The 12128-nt window shown below is 66.7% G+C and carries 11 protein-coding genes; 5 read left to right on the top strand and 6 right to left on the bottom strand.

The features are described 5' to 3' along the window. Positions 1 to 36: 36 nt before the first annotated feature. Entirely contained in the window at positions 37 to 669 is a 633-nt protein-coding gene (locus B3K53_RS07185) for a YceI family protein (protein ID WP_292083483.1), read from the bottom strand. Between the two features lie 171 nt (positions 670 to 840). Between B3K53_RS07185 and fdxA the strand changes: the two genes are divergently transcribed. Beyond that, the gene (gene fdxA / locus B3K53_RS07180) at positions 841 to 1182 is read left to right on the top strand and encodes a ferredoxin FdxA (RefSeq protein WP_207825511.1); all 342 of its coding nucleotides are present in this window, start codon (positions 841 to 843) and stop codon (positions 1180 to 1182) included. 312 nt (positions 1183 to 1494) lie between these two features. Further along, on the top strand, positions 1495 to 2055 hold the full coding sequence (locus B3K53_RS07175) for a CarD family transcriptional regulator (protein WP_105564399.1): 561 nt from the start codon (positions 1495 to 1497) through the stop codon (positions 2053 to 2055). 61 nt (positions 2056 to 2116) lie between these two features. Here the strand turns inward: B3K53_RS07175 and B3K53_RS07170 are convergent, their stop codons facing one another. Continuing rightward, a complete protein-coding gene (locus tag B3K53_RS07170) occupies positions 2117 to 2857 on the bottom strand; it encodes a LytTR family DNA-binding domain-containing protein (protein ID WP_292083482.1) in 741 nt (246 codons plus the stop codon). 139 nt (positions 2858 to 2996) lie between these two features. Here B3K53_RS07170 and B3K53_RS07165 point away from each other — a divergent pair, with 139 nt between their 5' ends. Continuing rightward, positions 2997 to 3626 carry a DUF2306 domain-containing protein gene (locus B3K53_RS07165; protein ID WP_292083481.1) on the top strand — a complete coding sequence of 210 codons (630 nt, stop codon included), beginning with the start codon at positions 2997 to 2999 and terminating at the stop codon, positions 3624 to 3626. Here the strand turns inward: B3K53_RS07165 and B3K53_RS07160 are convergent. Further along, positions 3623 to 4126 carry a DUF3617 domain-containing protein gene (locus B3K53_RS07160; protein WP_292083480.1) on the bottom strand — a complete coding sequence of 168 codons (504 nt, stop codon included), beginning with the start codon at positions 4124 to 4126 and terminating at the stop codon, positions 3623 to 3625. The genes B3K53_RS07165 and B3K53_RS07160 overlap by 4 nt on opposite strands. Positions 4127 to 4353: 227 nt before the next feature. On the opposite strand from B3K53_RS07160, the gene rpmB reads away from it, so the two are divergent. Together rpmB and B3K53_RS07150 are read left to right on the top strand one after the other, a co-directional pair. Beyond that, on the top strand, positions 4354 to 4650 hold the full coding sequence (gene rpmB / locus B3K53_RS07155) for a 50S ribosomal protein L28 (protein WP_292083479.1): 297 nt from the start codon (positions 4354 to 4356) through the stop codon (positions 4648 to 4650). A gap of 110 nt (positions 4651 to 4760) precedes the next feature. Further along, positions 4761 to 6461 (top strand): M1 family metallopeptidase, encoded by a 1701-nt coding sequence (locus tag B3K53_RS07150; RefSeq protein WP_292083478.1) that lies wholly within the window; start codon positions 4761 to 4763, stop codon positions 6459 to 6461. Here the strand turns inward: B3K53_RS07150 and B3K53_RS07145 are convergent. The 3 genes from B3K53_RS07145 to B3K53_RS07135 form a co-directional block, all read right to left on the bottom strand. Then, positions 6458 to 7249 carry a hypothetical protein gene (locus B3K53_RS07145; RefSeq protein WP_292083477.1) on the bottom strand — a complete coding sequence of 264 codons (792 nt, stop codon included), beginning with the start codon at positions 7247 to 7249 and terminating at the stop codon, positions 6458 to 6460. The two genes, B3K53_RS07150 and B3K53_RS07145, sit on opposite strands and share 4 nt — an antisense overlap. Before the next feature lie 116 nt (positions 7250 to 7365). Further along, entirely contained in the window at positions 7366 to 10377 is a 3012-nt protein-coding gene (locus B3K53_RS07140; protein WP_292083476.1) for a TonB-dependent receptor plug domain-containing protein, read from the bottom strand. 288 nt (positions 10378 to 10665) lie between these two features. Beyond that, on the bottom strand, positions 10666 to 12114 hold the full coding sequence (locus B3K53_RS07135; RefSeq protein WP_292083475.1) for an alginate export family protein: 1449 nt from the start codon (positions 12112 to 12114) through the stop codon (positions 10666 to 10668). Positions 12115 to 12128: the final 14 nt, after the last annotated feature.

Here is a 12128-nt window from a genome sequence, read left to right as displayed (position 1 = left end):
GTCCCCCTCCCCATTTTATGGGGAGGAAAAAGCCCTCTACGGCTTCACGAACTCGCCTTCGATGTGCAGCTCGACCTCATCCCCCAGCGCCGGCAGGCCGAAGGTGATGCCGAAGTCCGACCGCTTGATCTTGGCCTCGCCGTCGAAGCCGGCCTTGTAACCGCCGCGCGTCTGGCCCGCCTGATTGAACTCGACCTCCATGGTCACCGGCTTGGTCACGCCGCGCAGGGTCAGCTCGCCATGCACCATGGCCTCGTTCGGTTCCGACGGGTCCAGCATGATGCGGGTCGAGCGGAAGGTGGCGACCGGGTGGTTGGCGGTGTCGAAGAAGTCGGCCGTCTGCAGGTGGCGGTTCAGACCGTCCGAGTTCGACGCCACATCCGTCAGCGGAATAGTCGCCGTCAGGCTGCTGGCCGAAGGATTGGTCGGGTCGAGCTTGAGCTCGGCCTGAACGTTCACGAACTGGCCGACATAGGTCGAGAAGCCGAGGTGATCGACCGACCAGGTGATCTTGCCGTGGGCGGAATCCAGCTTGTAGTCGCCGGCCTGGACCTCGGAGGGCACACGGGTCAGGGCCGCCTGGGCGACGACCGCGCCCCCGGCCAGAAGGCTGAGAGCCAACGCCCCCGCGCCGACGCGAACGACTGTGGAACGAGCGGTGAGACGCATAGGCGAACCTCCTTCTGAGCGATGAACGGTAATCGCATGGGATGCAGACGCGACCCGGCCCGGTCAAGCTCCCCGCGCCCTTGCGACAGCGCCCTCGGTTGACAGTTGGTTCCGACGGGGCCATTTGCCCGCCCTCGACCCTGATTGCGCCAGAGAGCCCGCCCGACCGCCATGACCTACATCGTCACCGACGCCTGCGTGAAATGTAAGTTCATGGACTGTGTCGAGGTCTGCCCGGTGGACTGCTTCTACGAGGGCGAGAACTTCCTGGTCATTGCTCCCGACGAATGCATCGACTGCGGCGTGTGCGAGCCGGAGTGCCCCGTCGACGCCATTGTCCCCGACACCGAGGACGAGCCGGACGGCAAGTGGCTGCAGGTCAACGCCGAGTACGCCAAGGTCTGGCCCAACATCACCGTCAAGGGCACGCCGCCCGCCGACCGCGAACAGTACGAGCGCGAGACCGGCAAGTTCGAGAAATACTTCAGCGAGAAGCCCGGCAAGGGCTCCTAAGACCTGAACACAATCCGGTCACAAAGTGCCGGAACCGCTCAGTCGTCCTGTGGATGTTTTGAGATTTCCTAATTTTATGATAGGTTCCTCCCTATTCGAAACGGGCGGTTCCGCAGTCATGCGCGCCGCCCGCGTTTGCGACAGTCCCCCGCCGAACAGACGGGGTCGGCCAGAGGTTCGGTGATCCGCTTTCGCTTCTGATGTGTGACCTGACCGCCCAACCGACGGGACCAGTTTCCGGCGGCGGGGTTGTTTTCGCCCATCGGCTGCGTTCAGCGCCTCGCTTCGCCCCTGTTCCGGGAAAGGAATGACATGACGAGCAAGACCGGTCTGGAATTCAAGGTTGGCGATGCGGTGGTCTATCCCGCCCATGGCGTCGGCAAGGTGGCCGCCATCGAGACTCAGGAAGTCGCCGGCATGTCGCTGGAGGTCTATGTCGTGACCTTCGACCATGAAAAAATGACCCTGCGCGTCCCGACCAAGAAGGCCAAGACCGCCGGTCTGCGCACCCTGGCCGCCGACGACACCGTCACCAAGGCCCTGACGACCCTCAAGGGCCGCGCCCGCGTCAAGCGCACCATGTGGTCGCGTCGCGCCCAGGAATACGAAGCCAAGATCAACTCGGGCGACCTGATCTCGATCGCTGAAGTGGTCCGCGACCTGCACCGCGCCGACACCCAGCCGGAACAGTCCTATTCGGAGCGTCAGCTCTACGAATCAGCCCTGGACCGCATGGCTCGCGAAGTCGCCGCCGCCAACCGCATCGACAAGGACGCCGCCGTCGCCCTGCTGGCCAAGTCGCTGAGCGCCAAGAAGCCGGTCCCGACCGCCGCCGAACTGGCCGCCGCCGAGGCCGAGGCCGAAGCCGCCTGATCCACGGCGACAGACGGATACGACAAAGGCCCGGCGGAAACGCCGGGCCTTTTCTTTGGCCCTAGAACCAGCCCGCCTCTTTCAGCACAGGGCCGTAGGTCCGGCTCACCGGCGCCGTCAGGCCGCCGACCAGACGCAGTTCGCCGACGCCGCGCCGCCAGCGCACATCCTCCACCGCATCGGCCGCCACCCACCATGACCGGTGAACGCGCCAGCCGTGCGCGCCGCCCAGTTCCTCCAGGGCGTCGCCGAAACGCAGGGCGACCAGTTCGACCCCCGCATCCGTGTGGACCTTCAGATAATGGTCGTGGGCCTCGATCGCGATCAGCCGCGCCGCGCGCCGTTTCGCCGACAGGCGCCGCCTGAACGCGGCCTCGGCCTCGGGCAAGGGCGGGGCGATGATGGTCCGCGTCTCGACGCGCGCCGGCGAACGCCGCCAGACCAGGGCTCGCACCGCCATCACCGCCAGCAGGATGGGCCAGACCTGCCAGAGAAGGCGCCCGAAGCCCTGCCAGTCGAGCCGCCCGCCCATGAGAAGGTGCTCGGTACTCAACACCAGCAGCGACACCGCCGGCGTCATCAGCACCGAAACGACCGCGACCCGTCGCCAGCCCGAAGCCATGCGACGGCTCAGCAGCTCATCGGCCGTAATCCCGATCACCCCGCCGCCGACCATGCAGATCATCCAGTAGATATAGCGATAGGCGTCCGGGATGCGGTCCGAGCCGAACGGCCCCAAAAATCCCATCAGCAGGCCGATCGCGATCAGCATGGCCAGGTCGACGCCCCATCGCCGCGCCATGGCCGCCGCCCCCGTCCTTGTCGCCTCTCCGCTCATGCCGCCCCGTTCGCGCAACCCTGGCGCCGCTCGCGAAGCAAGGCCTAGCGAGCCGCCGCCCGTCCGGCAATGGCGTTCGGCGAAACCGCCAACGAGGCCCTGCATGACCACCGCCGCCCCGCCTTCGCCCCGCCGCACGTCCTGGCGCTTCCGCATCGGCTGGGCGCTGCTCGCCCTCCTCTGCCTGGGGATCAGCGTCTATTCCGCCCGCTATCTGCTGCAACCGCCGCAAACGCCCGCCCAGGCCCTGGGCAACCCACGCGGCGTTCCGTGGCTCTTCGTCCACGTCGCAGGCTCCGTCACGGCCCTGGCGCTGGGGTCGCTCCAGTTCCTGCCGGTCCTGCGCCGCACAGCCGGCCCGCCCCACCGCTGGATCGGGAGGGTCTATGGCGCGGGATGCCTGGTCGGCGGCTCGGCGGGCCTGATTCTGGCTCCCGGCTCCCACGCAGGACCCATCGCCTCGGCCGGCTTCGGCGCCCTCGCCGTCCTCTGGATCGCCACAACCCTCCTAGGCTGGCGCGCCGCCGTGCAGGGCCGCTTCGACGAGCACCGCCGCTGGATGATCCGCTCCTGGGCCCTGACCCTGGCCGCCGTAACCCTGCGGCTCTACCTGCCGCTGGTCATGGTCCTGGATCTGCCCTTCCTGCCCTGGTACCGCGCCATCTCATTCCTGGCCTGGGTTCCCAACCTGATCGCGGCGGAGCTTTGGCTGCGCCGCTCAGGAAAGGCTTAGAAATACTCGGCGTTCGCCGGGCACTGGGCGCTGAGACGACGCGCGGTGATGCTGGCCGGGATATAGGGGGTGCCTCGCATCAGCTGGGCGCCGCCGTTGAAATGGAAGCTCTCGGTTTGATAGGTGCCGTTCAGGCGCACGCTGACGCGACGGCCCTTCTTGTCCTGGCAGGTGCCTTCGAAACGCGCCCGCCCGTCGCCGACCTGACGCGTCGGATAGGTGCATTTCCAGCGGTTGGTCGACAGCCCGCCGAAGAAGCGGTTGATCTCGCTGGGGCGCACGCACTTCTGCTCGGTGTCGCGGCTGCCCAGTGCGCTGGTGGTGTATTCCCAGTAGCCCGGCAGGACCGGCTGGGCCGGGGCCGCCGTCTGGGCCTGGGGGGCCGCCGCAGGCGCGCCCAGCATGACGGCGCCGGCGACAACGGGGGCGGCCAGGGCCAGGACTCGAGCGAACGAAACAGGCAGCGTCTTCATGGGGAACGGCTTCCAATGGGTCTTCATGCTATCCTCTGTATAGCAGGTCGTTGAACGCTGGCTGAACGAAGGCGATCCCGCGCGCCGGACAGCCTCGATCCCCGCCAGAATCCCTGGCCTGACTCGACTCCAGCCTTGACGGCCTCCGAGTCATTCCTCTATACGGCCCCCTCTCTCGCAGGGGTCCGCCCGCTGCGTGCACCTGTTTCATGCGTCCGCACACGTCTCGCGGATGTGACCTTGAGGATCTTAAGATGTCGCGTCGTTGCGAACTCACGGGTATCGGCCCGATGGTCGGCCACAATGTGAGCCACTCGAACATCAAGACCAAGCGCCGCTTCCTGCCGTCGCTGAAGACGGTCAAGGTGGCCTCGGAATCGCTGGGCCAAACCTTCTCGCTGCGTATCTCGAACGCCGCCCTGCGCACCCTCGACTACAAGGGCGGCCTGGACGCCTTCATCGTCAAGGCTCGCGACGAAAAGCTGTCGGTCGCCGCCCAGCGCATCAAGCGCCAGGTCAAGGCCAAGCTGGCCGAGCAGACCGCCGCTTAATCAGCGCCGTCTGACCAAGTTTGAAGAGGCCGGTGGAAACACCGGCCTTTTTCTTTGCGCCCTCGTCGCCCCCCGCTACGGTCATCGCGACCTCTGCCGGAGCCGAAGCCTTGCGCCTGACCGCCGCCCTCTGCCTGACCACCGCCCTGATCAGCGCCCCGGCGCTGGCCCAGGAGGCCGCCCCCGCTCGCGATTCGACGGCCTTCACCCTGTCCAGCGGCACGCCCCGCACGTCGGAACAACTGGCCCTGCATTTCGACAAGGCGGACCTGTCGTTCAAGCTGCTGCCCGAGACCCAGTCGATCGAGGGCGTCGCCGTCCTCGACTTCACCGCTGCGGCCCCGGCCAGCGCCGTCGTGGTCGAACTGGACACCCTGTTCGCCATCACTTCCATCGCCGTGGACGGCCAGACGGTCACCGGCTGGTCCAATCCCGAGGGCCGCCTGACCATCCCCCTGCCGCGCGCCCTGGAGGCCGGCCAGACCGCCTCCGTCCGCATCGCCTACGCCGGCCGCCCGCATCAGGCCAAGCGCGCGCCCTGGGACGGCGGCTTCGTCTGGGCCAAGACGCCCGATGGTCAGCCCTGGATCGCCAGCGCGGTTCAGGGCGAAGGCTGCGACCTGTTCTGGCCCTGCATCGACCATCCGCAGGGCGAGCCCGACCGCGTCGATCTGCACATCACCGTCCCGACCGCCCTCAGCGCCCCCGCCAACGGCCGCTTCCTGGGCAAGACCGACAACGGCGACGGCACGACCACCTGGAACTGGACCGCGCGCCAGCCCGACACCTACGCCATCAGCCTGAACGTCGGCCCCTTCGTCGAGATGGCCGCCGACTACCCCAGCCGCTTCGGCAATGTGATTCCCCTGCGCTTCTGGCGCCTGGCGTCGGACGATCCGGCCAAGGCCGCCGCCCTGTTCGCCGAGTTCCCCAAGCAGCTCGACTTCTATGAGGCGACCATCGGCCCCTTCCCCTTCGGCGACGAGAAGATGGGCGTGGTCGAGACCCCGCACCTGGGCATGGAGCACCAGACCATCAACGCCTACGGCAACGGCTACAAGCTGGACGGCAAGGGCTACGACTGGCTGCTGCAGCACGAACTGGCGCACGAATGGTTCGGCAATCAGCTGACCAACGCCGACTGGGACGACATGTGGCTGCACGAGGGCTTCGGCACCTATATGCAGCCCCTCTACGCCCGCTGGCTGAACGGCGAGCGCGCCATGCAGTCCGAACTGCAGACCATGCGGCTGACGCTGGCCAATCGTTTCCCCGTGGTCTCGGGCAAGCCCCAGGACGCGGGCACGGTCTACAACGGCGAGACCGGGCCGGGGCTGGACCTCTATTACAAGGGCGCCCTGATCGCCCACACCCTGCGCCTCTACATCGGCGACGAGGCCTTCTACGAATCCCTGCGCCGACTGGTCTATGGCCACCCCGACCCCAAGCCGGGGAACTTCGCCCCGCGCTACGCCACGACGCCGGAGTATGTGGCTATCGTCAATCAGGTGACCGGCCGCGATCTGGGCTGGTTCTTCGACGCCTACCTCTATCAGGCCGCCCTGCCCGATCTGGTCATGACCCGCGACGGCGAGCGCGTCACCGTGGAGTGGAAGACCGGAAACGGCCGCCCCTTCCCCCTGCCTGTCGAGGTCGAGGTGGACGGCCGTCTGCGCGCCCTGCCCATGACCGACGGTCGCGCCGTCTTCACGGCGCCCTCCAGCGCCCACATCCTGCTGGACCCCGGTTCAAAGGTGCTGCGCCGCCTGGAGTACCTCGAGGTCTGGAAGGCGTCTCAGAGCGCCGGCTAGGCGTAGCCCAGCAGGCTGCGCAGGCCGGGCGCGTGGAAGTCCACCAGCCGCTTTTGCTGCTCTGGCAGTTCCGACGGGAAGGTCATGCCTTCCGGCAACATCAAGTTCTCGCGCGCCGTCCGGCTCAGCTTGCGGTCCGAGCCGATCCGCACGCGCGCCTTCCAGTCTTCCGGCAAGGCGATGCCGCAGGCGTCCAGAAGCGCGCGGAAATAGGCCTCTGACGACGGCGCATCCAGATCGCCCAGCGCCGCCAGAATATCCTCGTAACGGACCAGATAGACCCCCGTCCCCAGCCAGGAGGCGGCATTGTGCGTGTAGATGTCGGCCAGGGCCGGCGTCTTCCCATGCAGGCCGAAGATCATGAAGTTCATCAGCATGTCGGCGTTGAACACGCCGGACTTCAGATGCTCCAGATTCTCCTGATGGAAGGTGTCCGAGACAAAGAACCGGGCGCGCGCCAGCACCCAGTCGTAGGGGTCGCGCACCAACAGGACATGGCGGGCGGTGCGGACATTGGCGGCGGCCTGGTCGCTGAACAGCAGGTGCGCGGCGCTGAGCCTGGGCGCGTGCGGATTGAAGGCCTCCAGGTGCAGATGCATGTTGGGGATCTGCACGAAGTCGCGATCGTAGTGCTGCTCGACGGGCACGAACATCCTGACGATGTTGCGCAACAGATGGGTGCCGCCCTTGGGCACGCTGTTAAGCAGGACCGGCTGCGCCAGCGGCGTCTGTGAGAACCGCGCCACCTCGGCGTCCAGCGTGTCCTTGATCCCGGTGATGATAGCCATGCTTCCCCCTAAGCCTCAGCTATGGATAAGGCAGGGTCCGCCTCGCCGCACAGCACAAAAATGGAAAGGGCGGCGAGAAGCCTCGCCGCCCTCCCGGAACACAGATGTTCTTTCGATCAGAAGGACTTGCTGATCCGAACGAAGACGCGACGGCCGTAATAGGCCTCGGTGTACTGCGACGCGAGGATCGAGTTCCCCGTCGTCGAGTACTCGCCGATGATGGTCGAGGCTGCGGGCGGCTTCTCGTCGAAGATGTTGGCGACGCCGCCGATCAGCTTCCAGTCGTCGAACTGATAGGCCAGCGAGGCGCTGTGGAAGCCGGTGAACTCGGCGTCGGCCTTCACTTCGACGCGACGGCCGTCAATGGTGGTGAAGAGCGAGCCGTTGCTTTCCAGGTACTCGCCCGCGCTGGATTGGTTGCCGATCCAGTCGAAGCCCCAGTAGGCCGTCCACGGACCGCGCGAGAAGCTGGCGTTGAGATTGCCGACCAGTTCAGGATAGCCGACCTCGCCCAGGGGATCGACCGAGCTGTCCGCGAACACCGCCGTGTAGTTCTCCAGGGTCCAGGTCGTCTGGCTGTCCAGCGTCAGCTCACCCCAGGGCGTCTCGGTGATGAAGCGGAAGGTGAAGTCCAGGCCGCGGTTCGTCTGCTCGGCGATGTTGATGAAGCTGTCGCGCACCTGGGTGATGCCCAGGGTCGGATCGCGGTCGAACTGGTTGCAGATCGGATCGGTCGGGAAGTTGTCCGACAGATAGCAGGCCGTCAGGATCCCGCCGGCGCCCAGGTTGGTCACTTGGTTGTTGATGTTGATGTCGAAGTAATCGACCGCCAGGCTGATGCCGGTTTCGGGCGGGGTGATGATGACGCCCACCACCGTCGCCTTCGAGGTTTCCGGCGTCAGAACGCCCAGACCGCCGCCGGTGACCACCTCGGCCGAGGCGTTGCCCCCGGTGAAGTCGCCGGCCACGCCGCCGCCCGGACCCGCCGCATTGCGGCAGTTGTCATAGAGCTTCTGCGTCACGGCGCCGTCGGCCAGACGCGTGTCCAGGTTCAGGCAGGGGTCGATATTGCGCTGTCCGGCGAAGCTGGTCTGGTCCGCCAGATACAGTTCGAACAGGGCCGGAGCGCGGAACGAGGTGCCGTGGGTCGCGCGGAAGCGCACGGCGTCGTTCACCGCCCAGTTCAGACCCACCTTGTAGGTCGAGGCGTCGCCGGAGGTCTTGGTGTCGGTGTAGCGTCCCGACAGCGACAGATCGAGCCCCTGGACGAAGGGGAAGTCCTTGAGCAGGGGCACGGCCAGCTCGGCATAGGCTTCGCGGGTGTCTTCGCTGCCCTGGGTGATGCCGGCGCCCGACAGACCCCAGCTGTTGTCGGCCAGGGTCACTTCGCCGGGCGTATCATTGATCTCGTCACGACGGATGTGGAAACCCAGCGCCAGGCCCAGAGGTCCGGCCGGCAGGTCAAACAGATTGCCGCCGATCGAGCCTTCCACATAGGTCTGCTCGTAGAGGGTGTTGCCGGTTTCCGTGTCGAACAGGAAGGCCCGCTCTTCGGCGCTCAGATCCCCGCGCAGCACGCGAGGATCGGTGAAGTCCATGTCGATGCACTTGCGGCCGCTGACCGGCAGGTTGCTGCCGACGCAGCTCGACGTCTTGAAGTTGGTCGACGCCACGGCGTCGTCCAGGATCACGTCCGAGGTGTAGTCGCCGTCAGAACGGCTGTACTGGGCGAAGACGTCCCATTTCCAGGTGTTGGAGAACAGGTTCAGATCGCCGCGAACGCCGGCCACGCCGCGGATGTAGTCCACGCGTTGCGACTGATCGAAGTGGTCCGTGATCGGCGTCGCGCTCAGATAGTAGTCGCCGCTGAAGCCGGTGACGGGATCCCCGCCATAGCCCAGCCCCGTCGAGGTGTAGGTGTAGTTCCAGAACTGCCGATAGCTGTCGGTGCGGCTCTCGCGACGGTTCAGCAGGAACTCACCATAGACTTCCACGCCGCCGCCGACGTCATAGGCGCCATCGACGAAGGCCGTGTAGCGCTCGATCTCGGGGACGATGGACTCTTCGCGTGCGAAGGGGTGGCTGGCGTTGACGACCGCGCGCGAGGCGGCGTCGTAGTTGACCAGATAGAAGCCGTTGGGCGCCACCGGATACTGGGCGCTGGTGGCCGGATTGGTCGGACGGGCCGGGATGTATTTGCCCAGGTCGCCGTCGTAATCGTATTGGAAGCGACCCGCGCGGCCGGTGAAGCCGGGGCCATAGACATAGACCTGTCCCCACAGGGTGTCGTTACAGGTCGGCTCGCCGGTGCGCGGGTCGATCCGGTCGGCGCGATTGCGGGTGCCCGGCTCGAACACATACTGGTTCTTGCAGATCAGGAAGTCGCGGTCGCCGGCGCGCAGCGCCTCCTGGCGATAGTAGTCGGCCGACAGGTTGATGTAGCCCCGGTCGAACTTCTTCCCGAAGGAGCCGGAGATGTTGTACTGCTCGCCGCCGCCGTCCAGGGGCGCTGTGGCGAAGACGCCCATCTCCCCGCCATCGCGACCGCGATTGGTGATCAGGTTGACCACCCCGGCCACGGCGTCCGAGCCATAGATGGACGAGGCGCCGTCCTTCAGCACGTCGACGCGATTGATCGCCGACTGCGGAATGACGTTCAGGTCGAAGGCGGACACGCCGCCGCGCGTGCCGGCCGGGCCGGCGCGACGCCCGTTGAGCAGGACCAGGGTCCGGTTGGCGCCCAGACCGCGCAGCGAGATCGTCGAGGCGCCGGGGCCGCCATCGGTCACGAAGGCGCTGGAAATCGTGCTGTTCACCTGCGGCGAACCGGCGGCGACGGTGGACGACTGCAGCATCTGCGCCGTGTCGCTCAGGCCCCGCGCCTGGGCGCGTTCGCTGGTGATCACCTGCACCGGCGAGGCGCTGGTGAACTCATTCTTCGGGATGCGCGACCCGGTGACGATGACTTCTTCAACCTGGGTGGCCTGGTCGTCCACGGCGGCCGGCGGCGTCGTTTGAGCGAAGGCTGGGCTCGTCGCCAGCAGCGCCGCTACAGCGCCGCCGAAGAGCGAGGAGGAATAGCGCAGACGATTTTGCGGCGTCATCTTGATCACTGTGTCCTTTTTCAACCCGTCCCTCCCGTTTCTCAACGAGTCCGAACAGCAACATTTTCATTACGACAAGTTCATCAAACTTCGCCAAAACCGCCGCAATTGCACCACCGCAACCGCAATGAAGACGCTTTTGACGTAACGCCGTTGCAGTATCGCCACAGCCTCGAGCATCGATGGAACGCCCGCCGCACCCGTGCTGACGCCGTGGCGCCGAGCCCTCGGATCGTCTCTGGCGCAAAAAGAAAGAGCCCCGTCGCGGCGACGGGGCTCCTCATTTGTAACGCCAGGCTCAGAGCCGAATGGTCAGAAGCGGAAGGTCAGGAAGGTCCCGAGATAGGACTGGTCTTCCGCCGTCCCGGTCTCCTTCAGGAAGTCGCCGGCCTTGGTGTAGTTGGCGACGCCCATCAGCGAGACATAGGGGGTCAAGGCGTAGCGGGCGAAGACGCCGGTGCGCCAGCCGACATAGGACGACTGTCCTTCATTGGCGCCGCGCAGAACCATGCCGGACAGGGCGTAGAGGCCGTCGTCCTTGCTCTGACGCCACAGGCCGGCGGTGTTGGCGCCCAGGGTCAGCTTGGGCGACGGGCGCACCGTCACCTCGGGCTGCAGCAGCACCATGTTGGCGAAACCCAGATCGGTGCGCAGGGCCGCCGGCTGCGGGAACAGGGGGTTGAAGCTGTTCAGCTTGCCGTCGTTAGGGTCCTTGTCGCCCGAGCCGACGTCCAGACGCACGGCCAGGCGCGGCGACCACTTCACGCTCGAGAAGGTGCGCCCGCCGACCGCCGAGACGAACCAGGCGTCGATGTCGAGATCGCGGAACGAGCCCCACTGTTTGACCGCCTCGATCTCATAGTCCCAGGGCGCGACCTTGCCCGACAGGCGCACCGACAGGGTGTCGCGGTCGTCGCGCCCCGCGACCTGACCGTAAAACGGCGTCGTCAGACGGTCGGTGTTGGCGTAGAGCAGCTCAAGCTTCGGCGCCGTCGCTCCCTGCCCCAGCGTCCTGGCCGCCGTCGCGCCATAGAGGCGATAATCGAAGTTGGTGGCGTCGTCCCACGAGGCCTTGCCTTCACGCAGGGCGTAGCCGGCGAAGGCGCCGCCGCTCCAGCCGGTCGGGCTGTCATACAGGACCCGCACCATGTCCAGGGCCACGCGGGCGTTGGCGCCCTCACGCATGTCGAACAGGCGGAAGCCGCCCTGGCCGAACTCCTGACGGCCCGCGCGGACGCGCACCGTGCCTCCGCCGAGACCAGTCTTCGCTTCAACGAAGGCCTGATGCAGGTCCGTGCGGTTTTCCTCGATCACCGGCTCGCCGCTGGCCAGGCCCGAGGTGCGGGCGTCCTGCACGTCGACGAAGGCCCGCAGCGAAGAGCCCAGGTTCAGTTCACCCCACAGGCGGGCGCGGGTCTGGAAGTCGCCGCCGGTATCCTGAGCGCCGCGACCGAAGCGCTCATTGTCGCGGTGCTCGGCGCGGAAGCGCAGCTCGCCGCCGAAGCTGGCCCAGACGGGGCTGCCCTCGCCGCCGACCGGCACATATTTGAACTTCGACCAGGTCGAGGTGCGCCTGGCCGGATCAGCCAGATAAGCGTAGTTCTCGTCGTGATTGATCAGCTTGAACGGCGGCGGCGCGGCCGGGGCGGCAGGCGCGGCGACCGGAACCGCAGCGGGCGCGGTCTGGATCGCCGCCTCGGCGTCGGCGGGCATGGGGGCGTGCGAAAGCAATGCGGCGGCGGCCGCAGCGGCGATACTCATGGATGTCCTCCGGG

This window comes from Brevundimonas sp. UBA7506 (assembly GCF_002479495.1).
In the GTDB taxonomy this organism is placed as follows: domain Bacteria; phylum Pseudomonadota; class Alphaproteobacteria; order Caulobacterales; family Caulobacteraceae; genus Brevundimonas.
The sequence above is the reverse complement of the archived record's forward strand: the minus strand, read 5'-3'. Positions and strand labels throughout refer to the sequence as shown.

Excerpts from the sequence above, each read along its gene's own strand:
- B3K53_RS07145 (WP_292083477.1), bottom strand. The coding sequence starts at position 7,249 with ATGGCTATCATCACCGGGATCAAGGACACGCTGGACGCCGAGGTGGCG.
- B3K53_RS07135 (WP_292083475.1), bottom strand. The coding sequence starts at position 12,114 with ATGAGTATCGCCGCTGCGGCCGCCGCCGCATTGCTTTCGCACGCCCCC.
- fdxA (WP_207825511.1), top strand. The coding sequence starts at position 841 with ATGACCTACATCGTCACCGACGCCTGCGTGAAATGTAAGTTCATGGAC.
- B3K53_RS07170 (WP_292083482.1), bottom strand. The coding sequence starts at position 2,857 with ATGGCGCGGCGATGGGGCGTCGACCTGGCCATGCTGATCGCGATCGGC.
- B3K53_RS07185 (WP_292083483.1), bottom strand. The coding sequence starts at position 669 with ATGCGTCTCACCGCTCGTTCCACAGTCGTTCGCGTCGGCGCGGGGGCG.
- B3K53_RS07175 (WP_105564399.1), top strand. The coding sequence starts at position 1,495 with ATGACGAGCAAGACCGGTCTGGAATTCAAGGTTGGCGATGCGGTGGTC.
- rpmB (WP_292083479.1), top strand. The coding sequence starts at position 4,354 with ATGTCGCGTCGTTGCGAACTCACGGGTATCGGCCCGATGGTCGGCCAC.
- B3K53_RS07160 (WP_292083480.1), bottom strand. The coding sequence starts at position 4,126 with ATGAAGACCCATTGGAAGCCGTTCCCCATGAAGACGCTGCCTGTTTCG.
- B3K53_RS07165 (WP_292083481.1), top strand. The coding sequence starts at position 2,997 with ATGACCACCGCCGCCCCGCCTTCGCCCCGCCGCACGTCCTGGCGCTTC.